General features: G+C 36.5%; 11 protein-coding genes. All 11 read left to right on the top strand.

All coding sequences use genetic code 11. The features are described from left to right. Positions 1-45: 45 nt before the first annotated feature. The 11 genes from GXM16_RS05910 to GXM16_RS05860 all read left to right on the top strand — a co-directional run bounded on the left by GXM16_RS05910 (position 46) and on the right by GXM16_RS05860 (position 18,969). Positions 46-3,168 carry a SusC/RagA family TonB-linked outer membrane protein gene (locus GXM16_RS05910; RefSeq protein WP_163393480.1) on the top strand — a complete coding sequence of 1,041 codons (3,123 nt, stop codon included), beginning with the start codon at positions 46-48 and terminating at the stop codon, positions 3,166-3,168. Positions 3,169-3,191: 23 nt separating this feature from the next. Beyond that, entirely contained in the window at positions 3,192-5,132 is a 1,941-nt protein-coding gene (locus GXM16_RS05905; RefSeq protein WP_163393479.1) for a RagB/SusD family nutrient uptake outer membrane protein, read from the top strand. Positions 5,133-5,438: 306 nt separating this feature from the next. Then, positions 5,439-6,947 carry a sialate O-acetylesterase gene (locus tag GXM16_RS05900; protein ID WP_163393478.1) on the top strand — a complete coding sequence of 503 codons (1,509 nt, stop codon included), beginning with the start codon at positions 5,439-5,441 and terminating at the stop codon, positions 6,945-6,947. 310 nt (positions 6,948-7,257) lie between these two features. Beyond that, a complete protein-coding gene (locus GXM16_RS05895; RefSeq protein WP_163393477.1) occupies positions 7,258-10,887 on the top strand; it encodes a rhamnogalacturonan lyase family protein in 3,630 nt (1,209 codons plus the stop codon). Between the two features lie 135 nt (positions 10,888-11,022). Then, positions 11,023-12,030 carry a family 43 glycosylhydrolase gene (locus GXM16_RS05890; protein ID WP_163393476.1) on the top strand — a complete coding sequence of 336 codons (1,008 nt, stop codon included), beginning with the start codon at positions 11,023-11,025 and terminating at the stop codon, positions 12,028-12,030. A 45-nt stretch (positions 12,031-12,075) separates the two neighbouring features. Beyond that, positions 12,076-13,146 (top strand): glycoside hydrolase family protein, encoded by a 1,071-nt coding sequence (locus GXM16_RS05885; RefSeq protein WP_163393475.1) that lies wholly within the window; start codon positions 12,076-12,078, stop codon positions 13,144-13,146. A gap of 40 nt (positions 13,147-13,186) precedes the next feature. Continuing rightward, positions 13,187-13,501, top strand: coding sequence for an L-rhamnose mutarotase (gene rhaM / locus GXM16_RS05880; RefSeq protein ID WP_163393474.1), 315 nt, complete (start codon positions 13,187-13,189; stop codon positions 13,499-13,501). A 66-nt stretch (positions 13,502-13,567) separates the two neighbouring features. Beyond that, on the top strand, positions 13,568-14,650 hold the full coding sequence (locus GXM16_RS05875) for a PKD domain-containing protein (RefSeq protein ID WP_163393473.1): 1,083 nt from the start codon (positions 13,568-13,570) through the stop codon (positions 14,648-14,650). 21 nt (positions 14,651-14,671) lie between these two features. Beyond that, complete coding sequence (locus tag GXM16_RS05870; protein WP_163393472.1) at positions 14,672-15,955, top strand: DUF4861 domain-containing protein; 1,284 nt, start codon at positions 14,672-14,674, stop codon at positions 15,953-15,955. A 29-nt stretch (positions 15,956-15,984) separates the two neighbouring features. Further along, positions 15,985-17,337: a glycoside hydrolase family 88/105 protein gene (locus tag GXM16_RS05865; RefSeq protein WP_163393471.1), complete on the top strand. Its 1,353-nt coding sequence runs from the start codon at positions 15,985-15,987 to the stop codon at positions 17,335-17,337. Between the two features lie 285 nt (positions 17,338-17,622). Then, entirely contained in the window at positions 17,623-18,969 is a 1,347-nt protein-coding gene (locus GXM16_RS05860) for a hypothetical protein (protein WP_163393470.1), read from the top strand. Positions 18,970-19,191 lie beyond the last annotated feature (222 nt).

Below are 19,191 nucleotides of genomic sequence, written 5' to 3'. Positions count from 1 at the left end.
AAGAATGTTGATTAACTAACTAAATAATTAACCAAAATTGACTTTATGAAAAACAAATTTAGCATTCTGTTGGCTATGGCGGTATTTACATTGCTACATGTATCCGGGTATGCGCAGAATACAACGGTAAAAGGAGTTATTAAAGACGCTTCGGGGCTTCCTGTACCGGGCGTGAATGTTCTTATTAAAGGAACCCAAAAAGGGACCAGCTCTGATTTGGATGGTAGCTATACTATTAATGTTAGCTCAGGTACAACACTTGTTTTTAGCTTTATAGGTTTTAAGACAGAAGAGAAGGTTATTACTCAGTCCGGAGTGTACAATATTGAACTGAAGGAGTTAGATAATTCCCTTGAAGAGGTTGTTGTTGTAGGATATGGGGTAAAGAAGAAAAAAGATCTTACGGGTTCAATTGTGAGCGTAAGTTCTGAGGTAATAAATTCCAGGCCAGTCCAAAATGCGGTTCAGGCTATGCAGGGAAAAGCAGCGGGGATCGATATTACATCAAATGAACGTCCTGGTACTGTAGGTAAGGTGACCATACGTGGCGCGCGGTCAATTTCTGCTTCAAACTCTCCTCTCTACGTAGTTGACGGAGTACCAATCAATAATTCTAAACCATTGGCGGGGGCATTGGGTAAATCCGTGAGTGATGTCAGTGATTCAAATGCTGGAGGTATCGACTTTTTAAATCCTACGGATATTGAGTCAATTGATGTATTAAAAGATGCATCCGCAACTGCAATTTATGGTTCGCGTGGAGCAAATGGTGTTATCATTGTAACGACAAAAAAAGGGAAAAATGGTAGATTTTCATTAAATTACAACACTGCAGTTACTACAGAAGAAATTCATGAAAATGCTCCGATGATGTCTGCAGGTGAATATATTGATTTTCGTAGATGGGCAAGATATTATTCAAATCCATCGGCTTTCCCAAAAGGTGATGCACCAACCATTGCTAATGATGAATTGATTTTCTTAAAATCGGCAGATCCTTCTGCCTGGGCAAACATCGCAAAAGGATGGGAAGGTGGTACATGGGATGGTTCCAAAGTGGCAACAACAGACTGGGCAAAGTTTGTCACCCGCACAGGAGTTACCCAACAGCATACCTTAGCTGTAAGCGGAGGAACTGAAAAAATGAAAGCATATGGGTCATTTGGTTATACCGGAAGTACAGGAGTACTAAAAGGGCAAGGGTATAAACGTTACAATGGGGTAGCCAATGTTGATATTACAGCAACAGATTGGTTTTCAATGGGAGCTAATCTAAATACGAGTTATAGCATAAATGAATATGGGCAATCCAACATAGGGAGATCAGCTGTAAGTTCTACTACTGGAATATATAATTCAGCACGTCTTAATCTTCCCTATGCAGTTCCTTATGATAGTAACGGTATCAGAATTGATAATCCTGGAGGAGATAATACTATTAGAACAGTTATTGATGAGGATAAATACTCTCAGGATCAACGTGTAACATTACGAGCTTTTGGTAGTTTATATGCTCAAGTAGATTTAGGAAAACTTATTCCTGTTCTGGGAGGATTAAAATATAGGTTAAATTTTGGTCCAGATATTACTTCCTATCGTAATGGAGTGTTTTTAGATGCAAGATCAGCCGCACGCTCAGGAACAAGTTATGCTTCACTGATAAAGGCACAGACAATATCGTATACGTTAGATAATCTTCTTTACTATAATAAAACAATTGGTAAACACGATTTAGGCCTTACTTTTTTACAAAGTAAAACAGGATATGAATATGAAGATAGTATGATGGCTGCGAATGATGTTAAAAATCCTGAAAATAAATGGAATGCTTTGAATCCAGCAAACGTAACACTTAGTAACTATTCCAGTAATTTAATTGAATCTGGTTTGTTGTCGTACATGGGAAGAGTAACTTATGGTTATGACAATAAATATTTGCTAACGGCATCGGGGCGTTATGATGGAGCATCGCAATTGGCAGATGGTAATAAATGGGATTTCTTTCCGAGTGCTTCATTAGCCTGGAACATGAATCAGGAGAGTTTTTTAAGTGATGTTTCCTGGATAGATCAGTTGAAGCTTAGGGTAGGTTTTGGAGTTACCGGTAACGCTGCTGTTGATCCTTATTCTACACAGCCACCATTAACTGGTGTTGTTTATCCTAATGGTTCTGGTATAGTGAATAATGCAACTTTAGGAAACCCAGCTTTAGGATGGGAAAAAACAAAACAGATTAACTATGGTATTGACTTTTCTTTTGTGAATAGTAGAATATCAGGAACTCTGGAATATTACACCAGTGATACAACAGATTTATTATTAAAAAGAAGTGTGCCTACACCTACAGGGTATAGAGACACATTTGAGAATGTTGGTGAGACAGAAGGTGAAGGTGTAGAGCTTACATTAAATACTATAAATGTGAAAGCAAAGGATTTTGAATGGAGTTCAAATTTGAGCGCTTCTTATCAGCAAAGCAGAATTGTAACTTTAGCGAATGGAAAATTCAATGATATCAATAATAATTTATTTATAGGACAGCCGCAAAATGTAATTTACGGATATGCTTCTAATGGAATATGGAAACCCGAAGATGCAACTGAAATGGCTAAATTTAATGCTAATGGAGCCGGATTTTCATTTGGTAATGCAAGACCTGTAGATCAAAATGGTGATTACAAAATCGATGCTAATAACGACCGAGTTATAATTGGTAGTGCAGATCCTAAATACATTGCGGGTTTAACTAATACATTTAGATATAAAAATGTAGAATTGTCATTCTTTGTTTATGGACGAATGGGATATCTTTATAATACAGGTGGTGAAAATGAAGGCGCGAAAGGCAGTCAGAGATCTATTGATTATTATACTGATAACAATACTAACGCTGAATATCAAAAACCAATTTACTCTGCGGGTACAGGAGATTCTTTTTTTCCAACTTTAGGTTATCGTGACGGAGCGTTCTTAAAAGTTCGTAATATATCTTTAGGATATAATTTTACAAATGAGATGGCTGAAAAAGCCGGAGTTTCAAAGTTGAGACTTTACATTCAGGTTATGAACCCGGGAATGCTTTATACTAAAGTAAAATGGATGGATTTAGATACACAGTCAACTGCTTCTAACAGGGGATTTACTTTAGGTTTAAATGTTGAGCTATAAAATTAAATTTAATAATTATCATTATGAAAAAATATAAAACACTATATATTAATTTATTATTAGTAGCTGCATTAGGTCTTAGTAGTTCTTGCAGCGATGATTTTCTGGACGAAAAGCTGGAGACAGGTTATACTAAAGACTACTACAAAACCGAAGCTGGTATACAGGCTTTAGCAGTTGGAACCTATTATCAGTCATTTGCATTAGAGTTTGCATTAGAAGTACCACTAACAGCTACTCAGTCTGGTACTGATGAGTTTCATGCAGGAGGTGATCCTTCAAATCATATTTGGAATTCATATGCATCAGGATTGAACTCTTTTGTTACAGTTTCTAATGCAAATACTGTTGCAGCCAATACCAATTGGGATAACCTGTATGTTGCAATAGGAAATGCGAATCAATTAATTGAATCGGCTACAGCAATCGTTTCTACAAATGCGGCTATCAAAAAAAGAGCTTTAGGTGAAGGTTATTTTTTAAGAGCTTTCAATTATTTTAAATTAGTTAGTCAGTATGGAGGTGTGCCAATAAAATTAAATTTAAGTACTACTGTGGAAGTTGAGTTTACAAGAGCCACAGCTGAACAGGTATTTACCCAAATTATAGATGATTTTACAAAAGCTTATGATTTGCTTGATAATGCAGGTGGATCTGCTAAAATTACAAAAGATGCCGTTGCGCATTATTTGGCAAAAGCTTATTTGTCACGTGCCAGTGAAATAAATGATACCTGGAATTCAGCAACAAAAACAGCTGATTTACAAAAAGTAGTTACGCTGGCAGATGAAGTTATTGCTCATCACCCTTTAGCACCCAACTATGTAGATTTATGGAATTTTACAGCACCTGATGGAGCAAATGAAAAATTGTCAGAAATAATTTTAGCAGGTCAGTTTAATTCAAGTCAGTTAAATACCGGATCAAATTGGCAGCATTTATATTTTCTTTCGACTTACGATCAATTACCTCAGATGAGACGTAATTTAGCTGGAGGAAGGCCATTTAGCCGTCTTGCACCAACATATTACACTTATGATGTATATGATAAAGTGAATGATTCCCGTTTTTGGAAAAGCTTTCAGACAAAAAGTATCGTTAATAACCAGTCAGGAACTACTTATGTAAATGGTGATTTAGGGATTGTCTATATAATGAATGCTCCATCGGATAATCGTTTTACTAAAACTAAAAATACAGATTTTCTTATCCCAGGAGCTGCAAAAAAAGTTCCTAGTGTTTATGTACAATATGCAGCAGATAATGTAGGGCTTATGGCTGATGTTAGATTTCCTTCTTTGAGTAAATATATGGATGGATCAAGAATTGATTTAACAAGTCAAAGAGGATCAAGGGATATTATTTTAGCACGTTCTGCAGATACATACTTATTAGCTGCTGAAGCAAAAATACGTTTAGCAAAACAAGGTGCTGCCTCATTTACTGATGCTTTGCCATACATAAATGCTGTCAGAAACCGTGGTGCGTATAAGGCTGGTGAAGACCGTTCAGCATATGCAGACGGATCTGCAGCATGGACAGCTGCTGCTCAGGCCGGTATTCCAATCTCATATATTCCTAAAAATTCATATTATGAGTCTAATAATATTGCAGTTACAACGTCATCAACCTCTCTTAATATTACCAGTACAAGTGCCTTGCCGGCAGAAGATATGGCTGTAATTACAAAATTAGGATATGCAAGCGATTACGACCGAATGTTATGTTTAGTACTGAATGAACGTACAAGAGAGCTTTGCGGAGAATTCCACCGTTGGCAGGATTTGAGCAGAACAAAAACTTTGGTTACACGAGCCAAAGCGTATAATATAGAAGCTGCACCAAATGTTCAGGACTATCATACATTACGTCCTATTCCTCAAACATTCCTGGACGGAATATATTCAAACGGTAGACCGTTAACAGCAGCAGAAAAAGATGCAATGCAAAATCCAGGTTATTAATTATAATTTATAATTTTTTATTTTCTAAACTGTCTCATTTTTTGGGACAGTTTTTTAGTTGATAAGCAGGGTACAACAGGATTGTTATCAGTAATACAATGAGTAAATTTGAATATTAAATCTTTCAAAAAATAGTTTGGGAATTTAATGGTAATTGATAAAAAAATTAAGTGGTTTTAATTTTAAAGGGCATAACATAGTTGTGCCCTTTTTTTGTTTCTGATTTTTAATAAACAGGAAAGCACAGGATAGGGATAACATCTTACTCATTTATCTTTAAAAGGTAAAGTTTAAATTCTAATACTTATGATTTACATAAAAAAACAGTTTTTGTTTTTAATTATTTTAATGTTGCAATTTTCCATAAAAGCTCAGGTTAAATTGCCAGCTTTGGTAAGTGATAACATGGTTTTACAGCAAAATGCAAAAGTCAACTTATGGGGATGGGCATCTCCAAACGAAAAAATAAACATTGAGTTGGGCTGGCAAAACAATTCAATAGAAATTATTGCAGATTTGGCAGGAAACTGGAAAGTAGGCGTAGATACTCCCCAAGGAAGCGAAAAAGCATATTCCATAACAATTAATGCTTCAAACAAAATTGTACTCAATAATATCCTTATTGGTGAGGTTTGGATTTGTTCAGGCCAGTCTAATATGTATTTTCCTGTTGGAAAGGAGGAAGGAACATGGAAAACCGGGGTTAAAAATTATGAAGAAGAAATCGTAAAAGCGAATTTTCCTAATATCAGATTATTCACAGTTTTGACAAATGCTTCTCCGAAACCGCTTGATGATGTCACGGGAAGATGGGCTTTATGTTCGCCTGAGTCTATAAAAACGTTTTCTGCAGTTGCTTATTTTTATGGGAGGGATTTACATCAGAAATTAAATGTTCCAATTGGTTTGATTTCAACTTCATGGGGCGGAACAAAAGCAGAGGCCTGGACTTCCCAAAATGTTCTGGAAGGAAATCCGGATTTTTTAACCATTTTGGAAGAAGATGCCAAAAATGAAAAAGTATATCAAGAAAAATTGGAAGCCTATTATTTAAACTTAAAAAATGAACAATTGGCGAATAACGGTTTAAAAACAGAACTTAAGAAACCTAAAAAAGAAGCCAACAAAACGTCGTATGTTCTTTATAATGCGATGTTGCATCCATTAATTAATTACACAATGAAAGGTGTAATCTGGTATCAGGGAGAAAGCAATTCTGGCAAAGCACAGTTATACCAGACCTTATTTCCTGCTATGGTAAAAAACTGGAGAGAAGACTGGAAACAAGGAGATTTCCCTTTTTATTATGTACAGATTACTCCTCATAAAGGACAAACTCCGGAGATTAGGGAAGCACAATTATTGTCGTTAAAACTAATATCCAATAGCGGAATGGCAGTTACAACTGATGTTGGTGATATAAATAACATTCACCCAATAGACAAACAAACAGTAGGGCACAGACTGGCATTAATAGCTTTGGCGAAAACATATAACGAAGATAAATTGGTATATTCAGGACCTATTTATGATCACATGAAAATCAAAAAAAATAAAATTCAGTTGTTTTTCAATTATGCAGAATCAGGTTTCAAAAAGACAAATGAAAATTTGAAAGAATTTGAAATTGCCGGCGATGATAAAACTTATTATCCTGCTGTTGCTAAAATTGATGGAAAGACAATCGTAGTTTCTTCTGACAAAGTAAAAAATCCTAAATCAGTTCGGTTTGCATGGAAAGCAGTGCCTGAACCTAATTTATTTAATGGTGAAAACTTACCGGCATCTCCTTTCCGCACTGATCTTAGTAATTAATTTGAGTCTGCATTATACTTGAAATCATTTGATTCCCGGTTAATTTTCAATAGAGAATAAGCCGGGAATTTATTTTATAAAAAACTGTATGTCAATTGGTAATAAATTAAAATTAAATAAATAATAATTAGGTTTATAACAAAATAATGTGTAAAATTTATTTTATTGATTTTCAGGTAATTGGTTTTATTTTACTGTAGATAATGGTTTGTAAAAATCTAATATACAGAAAATTAGCAGGGTAGGACAGGATACTATTAAATAATTATCCCGATAATTTTAATAACACTAACCTTTTAACCAACCATTTATGAAAAAACAAGTACTTTTTGAATTTAAACCAATCCATTTTAGGAAGCGACTACTTGAAACTATTTTTATTGCACTTTTTAGCTTTTTGAACGTTCATGATTTATTTGCTCAAAATTGGAATATTTTAGGTAATGAATCACAGGTATCTTCTGTTGCGTCTAGTTATACTTCTATTGCTGTTTTGAATGACGTTCCTTATGTAGTTCTCAGGGAAGGAACAGGACCTGTTGTCAAAGTAAAAAAAAGAAATACTGCCACAGGAAACTGGGAACAAGTCGGTAATGATATTGGAGGTAATCTGAACTTTTCCAGAATTATACTGGACAAAACAAACCGATTTTTCGTAACTTATGTAGATGCAGCGAATGGAAATAAATTAGCTGTAAAAATGTATAATGATGTAACTGATTCATGGGAACCATTGAATAATTTGGAAAATAATCTTTACGTTTCAACTGGCTCTGTTACTAATTCTGTTTCCCAATACGGTTCAACTCCAAGATGTTCCTTAGCTTTTGATTCAGATAACAATCCTTATATCGCTTTTGGAGAAGGTGCTTCTTTAACTCCGACTGTCAAAAAATTTGATGGGGCTTCATGGGTTACAATAGGTACAATTCCTTTAAATACTACAACAAATGCAGCACAAATAGCTGTTGGAGTAAGCCTTGCAATAGACGAAGCCGATGTGCCCTGGCTGGTGTTTTGTAGTTTAGCAACTGCTACCAGTTCCACCGGAACTATGGCTTTTTATAAGTTTAGTTCGGGAACATGGAATTATATCACTTCAACTGTTACGGCCAGTATTCGTCATACCAGTATGGTAGTTAATTCTACAGGAAATCCTGTCATTGCTTATTTTAACACAGCGGATAGCAATAGAGCTACTGCTATTGAATATAATAAAACAACCTCAGTATGGAGTGCTGCAACCAGAATAGCTTCCAGAGATTCACCAAGTTTAAGCTTAATAAAAGATATATCGGGTAATCTGTATTGTTCTTTTATTGATAATGTAAGCAGCACTCCTACTTATTCGGCACGTGTATTTAAGCAGGCTGCGGGCGCAACTGCCTGGACAGAGATGAAAGATCCTACAGTAACTAGAGGTATTGATGAACCGGCTGGTAACTTAACAATCGCTGCAGGTAGTTTGTATCCTTATGTCGTTTATACAAAAACAAATACAGGAGGTATTGTAACTCCTATTGTGAGAACTTATGTTCCCGCTCCGCCGCCTGCAGTTTTAACGACAAACGAAGTCACAAATCTTACTTCTACAACGGCCGAATCAGGAGGAAATATTACTTCTGACGGAGGAACGGCAATTACAGAAAGAGGAATAGTTTACAGTACGAGTATCAATCCAACTGTAGCCAATAATAAAATTGCAGCCGGTACTGCCGGAACGGGCAATTTTTCGGTAAGTATTTCCGGACTTTCGCCTGCGACGTTGTATTATGTGAGAGCTTATGCGATTAATGGAGGTACTACTTATGGAGAAAATATTAGGATCAATACATCAGCATTACCTGATGCAGTAGTAAATACTCCAAAACAAGTAGAATTTTTAAACAGAGGTGTTGTTGCTTTGCGAAAATCAGCTAATGAGGTTTTTATTAGCTGGCGATTGTTAGGGAATGATCCTTCTGGTATTGCTTTTAATGTATACAGGGATAATGTAAAAATCAATGCAACTGCTATCACGGCCTCTACAAATTTTATTGATAATATTTCAACTAATAGCAGTTATACCATAAAACCGATTATCAACGGTACGGAAGGAAGCACCACAGTTCCTGTTTCGGTATGGGCTAATAACCAGTTATCGATTCCATTACAAATTCCGCCGGGAGGTACAATTCCGGATGGAACAGCATATACTTATACAGCAAATGATGCCAGTGTTGGGGATGTTGATGGTGACGGCGAATATGAAATCTTCTTAAAATGGGATCCTACTATATTAAATCATAACGGAGGAGGTTTTTCAGGAGATCAGATTTTCGACTGTTATAAAATGAATGGAACTTTGCTTTGGCGCATCAACTTAGGCAAAAATGTAAATGCAGGTCCGCACTTTAATCCGTTTATGGTGTATGACTTTGATGGTGACGGAAAAGCTGAAATCATCTTAAAAACGTCAGATGGTACAATTGATGGTGTGGGAACTGTTATTGGTAACTCAACTATTGATCATCGAAATTCAGGTGGATGGGTACAACAAGGACCGGAATTTTTGACCGTTTTTAATGGTTTGACCGGAGCAGCAATGGCAACGGTTGCATATCAGCCGGCAAGAGCAAATACTGCAGACTGGGGTGATACCTATGGTAACCGTCAGGATCGTTTTGTTTCTGCTGTAGCATATTTAGATGGTGCCCGTCCGAGTCTGATTGTAGGACGCGGATACTATGATAAACTAATGCGTGCTGCTTACGACTGGCGTGACGGACAATTAACGCTTCGATGGATTTTCGACAGTAAAGACGCAAGCGATCCTGCAAATAATGCGCTTTCAAGTCAAGGAAATCATCAAATGACAATTGGTGACGTAGATGGTGATGGAAAAGACGAAATTATCAACGGTTCAAGTGCTATTAATGATGATGGAAAACGCTTATGGACTTATGGTCAGGGCCATGGAGATGCGCTTCACATGTCAGATATGGATCCCGATCGTCCCGGTCAGGAAATTTGGCAGTGTCTGGAATCAGAGAGTCAATACAGTCCTTACGGAATCAGGCTTAATGATGCAAAAACCGGAAAAATGATCTTTGGAGCTGTTACCACAGGAGATGTTGGACGTGCCTTAGCAGCAGATATTGATCCAAACCACAGAGGGTATGAAATGTGGAGTTCTTCCGGAAACTTGTATAACGTTCAGGATGGTCAGATTGGAACGAGCAGACCGACCAACGGAAGTCAGGCTGTAAATGGTGCTGTTTGGTGGGATGGAGATTTAGGCCGTGAATTGCTTGACGGAACTATTATGGATAAATGGAATCCGGTAACGCAGTCATTAAACCGCTTGTTTACCATTTATCAGGCAGCTCCGGTTTCTTCCAATAATGATTCTAAAAAAAATCCGGCACTTACGGGTGATATCTTAGGTGACTGGAGAGAAGAGATTATCCTTCGCCGCTCGGATAATACGGCTTTGATTCTTTTTACAACTAATATTGCTACAGATTACCGAATTCCTACTTTGATGCACGATCCTCAATACCGTACAGCCGTGGCGTGGCAAAATTCAGGTTACAATCAGCCTCCGCATCCAGGTTATTTTCTGGGTTATGATATGGCTCCCGTTCCTGCATCGAATATTGTTATAAAAGATAATTCGAATTTAGGAGTTAAAAAATCAAAAGGTTCAGTAGCAGAAGTTCAGGTTTATCCAAATCCTTCTTCAGGACAATTTAATGTTCGTTTTAGTGGCTTTAAATCATCTAAGGCAACCATTGTAATTTCAGATATTACAGGCCAGGTTATTGTGAAAAAAGATGTTGAACTTACCGGAAATGATCAAAATGCAGCATTTAGTATGCCTAACCGTAATCACGGAGTTTATCTTCTAAAAGTAATTAGTGAAGAAGGAACTAAAACGCTTAAAATTTTAACAGAATAACAATGTAAGTATTTGAAAAAATGAGGTTTGCATTTTTGCAGGCCTCTTTTTTTATGCTTCAAAATTACAGTATAGCACAGGATACTATCCGGAGAATAAATAAATATATTTGGAACAACCACCTTATTGTACTTCATGAAACTTTACCTCAAAAACTTCAAAAAAATAATTTTTTCACACCTCTTATTTTGCCTTTCTGCTTTTGCTCAGGAAGTAAATAATCAAATAGCAGATAAACCTTTATATCGTGATCCTATTTTTGATGGTGCTGCAGATCCAACTATCATCTGGAGCAAAAAAGATAAAAAATGGCTGATGTTTTACACTAATCGCAGAGCCAATATTGACGGAAACGGAGTGAGCTGGGTACATGGAACTCCCATTGGCATTGCAGAATCTTCAGATGGTGCGCATTGGAAATACAAAACCAACTGTAATATCGATTATATCATTAAAGATGTGACCTATTGGGCTCCGGAAGTCATTAAGTATAAAAACAAATACCATATGTACCTGACAATTGTTCCGGGTATTTTTGAAGATTGGAAACATCCCCGCTATATAATCCATTTAACAAGTAAAAATCTAATCGACTGGAAATTTGAGTCGCAATTGAAACTTGCCTCAGAACGTTGTATTGATGCATCTGTTTTTCAACTGCCCGACGGAAACTGGCGTATGTACTACAACAATGAAAACGACGGAAAATCCATTTATTATGCCGATAGTAAAGATTTGTACCATTGGACAGACAGTGGAAAAAAAGTGGTAAAAGACAGGGGAGAAGGCCCGAAAATTTTTAGCTGGAAAGGAAAAAACTGGATGATTACAGATCCGTGGAAAGGCTTGGCTGTTTTCTCTTCGGATGATTTTATAAACTGGAAAAGGCAGGAAAATAACATTCTTCAGATTCCGGGAACGGGAGAAGACGATAAAGTAATCGGAGGACATGCAGATGTAATTGTAAATGGCGATAAAGCTTATATTTTCTACTTTACGCATCCGGGAAGAACTCCTGAAAATAAAGGAATCGACAATTTCGATACCAGAAGAAGTTCGATACAGGTAGCCGAATTAGAATATGATAATGGAGAGATATTCTGTGATCGGGACAAACCAGTACAAATTAATCTAAAACATTAATTGATTACTTTTAAAATGCTTATTTGATTTTTATCTAAATTTAAAATGAACAGAAGAAAATTCATAATTGGAAATTCGCTTGCTCTTATGGGGCTTTGTCTTCCGTTTCCAGTCAGAAGCAATATTTTTCAAATGGATCCAAAACTTTCCGATTTTGAAAAAAGACTTAAACCTATAGGTCGTGCATTGGAATTTGAAGATTACTATGTATGGTGCAACAGTCCAATTGAGGGACCTGATGGTAAAATCCATGTCTTTTTTTCGCGCTGGAAAAAGTCTAAATCAATGAGCGGCTGGATCAATAGTTCTGAAATTGCTCATGCCGTTGCTGATAAACCGGAAGGACCTTATGAGTATGTGAGTACCGTTTTAGCTCCGCGAGGAGAAGGTTTTTGGGATGCTACAACCTGTCATAATCCCAGTATTCATTTTGTTGATGGAAAATATGCGCTGTTTTTTATGGGAAATTCCAATGGTAAAATGAATACCAAACGGATTGGATTAGCTACTTCAGATTCTCTTTATGGTCCATGGAAAAGACCTGATGAACCTTTGCTGCTTCCGGGAAATGAAGGTTCCTGGGATGATCTTTTGACTACAAATCCTTCTTTTTTAAAACATCCAAATGGAGAATACTGGCTGTATTATAAATCATTGGAAACAGAAAATTATGTACATCCAAAATTTCCAGTTAAAGGAAACAGAAAATACGGATTGGCAGTTGCTAAATCTTTAGAAGGTCCTTACAAAAAGTACGAAGGAAATCCGGTTGTTGATTTTTCTAAATTAGGAGATAATAAACAATGTGAAGATGCTTTTGTATGGTATGAAGCCAAAAAGTTCAAAATGCTTGCAAGGGATTTAGGCGTTTTCGGTCAGGATTACGGATTGTATATGGATTCGGATGATGGAGTTCACTGGTCTGATCCTTCAATATCCTATCAACCGTTGAATAAGTACATCAATCAGCCGGAAGCACCAAAACATCTCAATCGATATGGTCGTGCAGAACGGCCTCAGCTATTATTTCAAAACGGAAAAGCGACTTATTTATTTACGGCTTCACAAGGCGGAAAATTTGAAACGGCTTCTTCGTTTATTTTCAAAATAATGTAAATATCTTTAGAAAAAAAATACTCTTTAAAAAATAAAAACTATGATTAGAAATGCTTTTAAAATGAAATTAAAACCGGGCTTCGAAGCTGAATACAAAAAGCGTCATGACGAAATCTGGCCTGAACTGGCAAGTTTGCTTTCAGAAACCGGTATACAGGATTACAGTATTTTTCTGGATGAAGAAACACTAATACTTTTTGCCGTTCAGAAAATAAGTGCTGATTTTGACTTTGATTTATTACCAAACCATCCGATTGTAAAAAAATGGTGGGCATATATGGGCGATATTATGGAAACCAATCCTGATAATTCTCCTGTTGCTATTGGTCTGAAGGAAGTTTTTCATTTAGATTAATTATTTTTGTGATTCGCCATATTTAAGATATTGAAACTGGGAAAGGAAAATTTTTAAAATACACTTATGAAACTTCATACAAAAAATACATTTTTAGGAACGATACTATTTTGCATGTTGTTTCAATGCTGGTCACAAGACACCAGAACTTTTAAGGTTTTTCAGTTTCCGTCTAATAAAATCCCGACTATTGATGGAAAAGCAGATGACTGGAAAATGGTTCCGGAAAATTATACTGTAGGAATGGATCAGTTATGGGAAGACAGCGGAAAGCACTCAAAAGCAAATCCTAAAAACTTAGATGTAAGCGTAAAAGTGGCTTGGGTAAAAGGACTGAATCGCCTGTATTTTTTATACGAAGCTTATGATGATTACTGGGATTTTTCCCTTCCGGGACTGCATAATGATACTTTTGAAGTGATCGTAGATGCCGACCAGTCAGGCGGACCATTTATAGACCGGTTTCATCCCAATCCGGCATTGACTAATACAATGGATGCCTATTTTTCGTATCACGGTGTTCATGCGCAAAACTATCATATTTTCACTCCCGCAGAAGGAAAAGACTGGACATTAGTCTGGGGAAGCCAGCCCTGGATAAAGGAATTACCGTATGCAAATGCTGCTACACATTATAATTTTAAAGCAGGTGAATCGGGAAAACTGACATTAGAGTTTTGGATTACCCCTTTTGATTATGCCGGGAATGATCCTTCAAGAGCAGTTGAATCTATTTTGGAAGAAAATAAAAACATTGGACTTTGCTGGGCAATCATTGATTATGATGATGTGAATAATGAAAAAAATAATGGATTTTGGAATCTATCCAAAGAACATACCATGTATGGAAATGCTTCTTATAGCCTTCCGTTTAAGTTAATGCCTTTGGAAAAACAATTTCAAAAGGAAATCAATGCAAAATGGACCTTCAATGTAATTGATAAAAACAAAAGAACGGTAGCCTTTATCAATCATTCAGAAGGTGAAATTGAATCGTATAAATGGAATTTCGGTGATGGGAATTTTTCATCAGAAAAAAATCCGGTTCATGAATATAAAGAGGCCGGAAAATATATCGTAGTTTTAGACATTTCAGGTCCAAAAGGAAAATCGAGATTATCAAAAATCTGGGATGTTGCCGTAAAATAAGTAGTAAATAAAATCACAATAATGAAAACTAAACTCTGTCTTTCAATCGCTTTATCGACTATGATTTTTATCAGTTGTAAAGCACAAAAATCACAATCGTCTAAAATTGTTTTAACCAATGATTCTGATTTGGAATTATCCCAAAAAGCAGTTTCAATAAAAAGAAGTGCGCTTAAAGTAAAAGGTGCGGAAAAATCTTTTCCAGTCATCTTGAAGAATTCAGATACGATTCCGGCTCAGGTAAATGATCTGGATGGTGACGGAAAATGGGATGAATTGTTTTTTGTAGCTGATTTTTCGGCAAAAGAAAAGAAAACAGTAGAACTGAAATGGTCAGACACAGATCCTAAATATACAGTAAAAACCAGTGCCCGATTCGGAAAGAGAGAAGCTGAGAATTTACCGGTACAGCCGGCAACTGAAGAAGTTTTGTTAGCGAATCAGGTATATAAAAAATTAGGTTTTCAAAAATATCAAACCGACGGTCCAACCTGGGAAAATGATAAAGTAGGTTTCAGGCATTATCTGGACGGAAGAAATTGTAAAGACGTTTTTGGAAAGCGAACTTCCGGAATCACACCTGAAGATGTAGGTATCAACAGTAAAGGAGCAGTAGAAGATAATTACCACCAGATGCACGACTGGGGAAGGGATATTTTCCCTGTTGGAACTTCAGCCGGATTAGGCGGATACGGATTGCTTGTGGGTGATGAAATTAACAGACTTGGTATTCTGATCAACGATACGATAAACAATGTTGAAAAAACAACTTTTAAAATTGTAAGTGAAGGTCCGGTAAATTCGGTTTTAAGTTATAAATTTCAAAACTGGCAGGTTTCGGGTAATAAATATCAGGTACAGGAAACGGCTTCAATCTGGCCGGGAATGTACGGATATAAAAACACAGTTAGTCTGAACGGAATTAAAGGAAACGAAACGCTGGCTATTGCATTTTCGAATATCAACAATCAGAATCCGTTACAGGTTGTTGATGCGGGTGACTACGTTTGTTTTATTCTTCATGATAAATTAACCTATGAACGTCAATGGATACTGGGAACGGCTATAATTGTTCCAAAAGAGATTTACAAAGGCTATATTGAAGCTCCAAAAACAGGTAAATTAACCAATTCCTATTTGATAAAAGTGAGTACAAAAAATAATCAGCCAATTAGTTATTATCCTGTTGCAGGCTGGGAACTAAGTGTAGATTCAAACTTCAAAGACTCAGCTTATTTCGGTAATTATGTAACGACTCTAGCCAAGCAACTTTCGGCCAAAATAAAGGTTGAAATAAGCAAATAATAAATTTTACTAACTAAAAAGATCTGACCATGAACTATAAATCAACCAAAATTATCGCCTTATTTGTTTTTGGTGTCTGCAGTTTTGCAAATGCCCAGACAAATGATGCTACAACACCTTTGCATTTAATGCAGCCTGATTATCCAACACCTTATGTTATTCCGCAAAAAGAAAACATAAAAGCAGTTTTGGACAGGGTCTATAATTTTTTAGATAAAAATTCGGCTTCAAAAATTGTTAATGCTGCTACAAAGGCTGACATTACAGATTATAAAAAAAATAAAGAAGATGTAATTTTTGAACCAGGAGCTTTTAGACTTACGAGTTACGAATGGGGTGTTACCTATGCCGGAATGCTGTTGGCTTCTAAAGCTACAGGTGAAAAATATTTTGCGGATTATTCGAATAAAAGAATACAGTTAATCGCTGATGTTGCCGAAAATATTCAGGAAAAAAACATCAAAGACAAAGACATGCTCAAAACGCTTCATCCCGAAGCATTGGATTTTGCCGGAGCCCTTTGTGCAGCCTTTATTAAGGCAAAAAAAGACGGTTTAAAAGCCAATATTGATCCTTTGGTTAATAATTATATCCACTTTATCAGTAAGGAACAATTTCGATTAAAAGACGGAACTTTGGCCAGAAACAGGCCTCAGGATAATACACTTTGGTTAGACGATATGTTTATGAGTGTACCGGCTTTAGCGCAAATGGGAGCTTACAAAGGTGAAATAAAATATTTTGACGATGCCGTAAAACAGGTTAATCAGTTTTCAAAAAGAATGTTTAACGAGCAAAAAGGAATCTACATGCACGGCTGGGTTGAATCTATGGAAGTGCATCCGCAGTTTCATTGGGCAAGGGCAAATGGCTGGGCAATAATGACTATGGTAGAATTATTGGAAGTTTTACCTAAAAACCATCCAGGATATCCACAAGTGTTAACACAACTACAGAAACACATCGCAGGCTTAGTACAATATCAGCACGGAACAGGTTTCTGGCATCAGTTGCTGGATAAAAATGATTCGTATCTGGAAACTTCTGCAACAGCCATTTATACGTATTCTATTGCCAGAGCTATCAATCGTGGATATGTAGATAAAATGACCTATGGCCCTGCGGTTTTACTTGGTTGGAATGCAGTTGCGTCAAAAGTTAATGACAAAGGTCAGGTTGAAGGAACTTGTGTAGGAACAGGCATGGGCTTTGATCCTGCGTTTTATTATTATCGTCCGATAAATGTTTTTGCCGCTCACGGTTATGGTCCGGTTCTATTGGCTGGAGCCGAAGTGATTTTGTTGTTAAAAGACAATCAGTTTCAGATAAACGACAGTGCTATACAATTGAAAGTTGAGGGTAAAAACAATCTGCATAAATAAGTTATAAGTAAAATGTTATTTGTGAGAAGTCAGAAGTTTTGAATTTTAGTATGATAATGATTTTATAAAAAATATTCTAAAGTCAAAAAACATAAATTTTATTGAGATTTATTAGCCTCCGGCTTTTAGCTGGAGGTTAAAATTGTCATACATTATAGGCTTTAGCCAAATTCTGTTACTTCGAAATAAATAAAGTTAGCGTCTCTGTGTTTTGCGAGATTAATCCAGACCATAAATAAAAGACTTTTTTATTCTATAGCCGTCGATTCCTAAAATGAATATAAGATGAAATTAAAATCCACAATAAATATATTTTTTCTGCTATTTTCCCTAATGACTTTCAGTCAGATTGGTAAACGGTTTCCATCAGAAAAAAAGATAATCAAAGATCCTGTTACAGGCCAGGAACTGATTTTTTTAACCACGAAATCAGCCGGAGATTCAAAAACATATCCGACACATCCGCAATGGACTGCTGATGGAGAATGGCTGATATTCAGAACCAAAAGAGCAAATGGCGAAGCGGTGGCGGTGAATGAAAAATCAGGTGTAATGGTTCAGGTTACAGAAGGTGGTTACACAGGGACTTTGTGTATGGCTCAAAAAAGCATGAAATTATACTTCATGCGAAAAGGTGAAGGCGATAAAATGCAAATTATAGAGGTAAATCTGGAAGCCGTTTTTAAAGACAGTCAGGCTGGAAAAATGAAACCAGTCTCTGCTTACGAAAGAATTTGCGGTGTAACAAATCCTGAGATGGGTGCTTCAGGCGATATGGCGCTGGATGCTGATGAAGAACGGATTTATTTCAGAATTGGAAAAGAGGAAGCGGGAAGACATCTCGATCCGAATGTTAAAATAGAAAAAAGTATCGGTCCGAGGAATATGGGTGCAGGACCGGGCGGAATCAGCAGTATGAATTTAAAAACAGGTGAATTTAAACATGTTGTTTCAGTATCATTTCAGGTTGGTCATATCCAGTCCAATATCTGGAATCCGGGAGAATTGGTTTTTTGTTGGGAAACAGGAGGGAAGTCACCTCAAAGAACCTGGACGGTTATGGCAGACGGAACAGGTCTAAGACCTTTGTATCCCGAATCTGATTTTGAATGGGTCACACATGAAGCGGTAATTTCTAAAGATGAAGTGGCAATAGCTATCATGGGACATCGAAAAATAGATATTCAGAAAGAAGCTCCCGTAGCAATTGCTGAAAATGGCGAAATCAGAAATCCGGTTAATCCCGGACAGGAAAGCAATTGGGGAAACACCGGAACCCGTGAAAAACCAACAGGCCTAGGAATTGTAAATCTTAGAACCAGAGAGATGATTATTGCCGGACAAACCAAAAGCGGCAGCGGATTATGGCATGTACACGGTTCTGCTGATGGACGTTGGGCAGTTGGTGATGACTTTTCCAGAAGTTTATATTTAATTGACCGAAATACAAACGAAATGATGCTGCTGACAACAGGGCATAAAACAACAGCAGCTGACCACGTTCATCCTACTTTTAATCGGGACGGAACGAAAATCCAGATCCAGTCGGCAATGCTTTCTGAGGATAATCGCACAATGAATATCTGCATTATAAACGTTCCAAAAGAGTGGCTGAAAAGGAAAATTAAATAATTAAGAGGTTGTTTTATAGAAGGAATAAAATCCTACTATTATATTTGAATACAACATTTACATAAATAACAGTGACTATAATTTATATTGATTCTAAATAAAAACCGATGAACGGTAAATTATAATGACTTATTTTGTATTTTAATATATATTTCGGCTAAATAGGAGAAGTTAATCTAATTTCTATGCTATTTGCTTTATGTTATTTGTTTGGAACTTATA

This window comes from Flavobacterium limi (genome assembly GCF_010645075.1).
GTDB lineage: Bacteria > Bacteroidota > Bacteroidia > Flavobacteriales > Flavobacteriaceae > Flavobacterium > Flavobacterium limi.
This window is presented reverse-complemented; position numbering and strand designations above follow the sequence as displayed.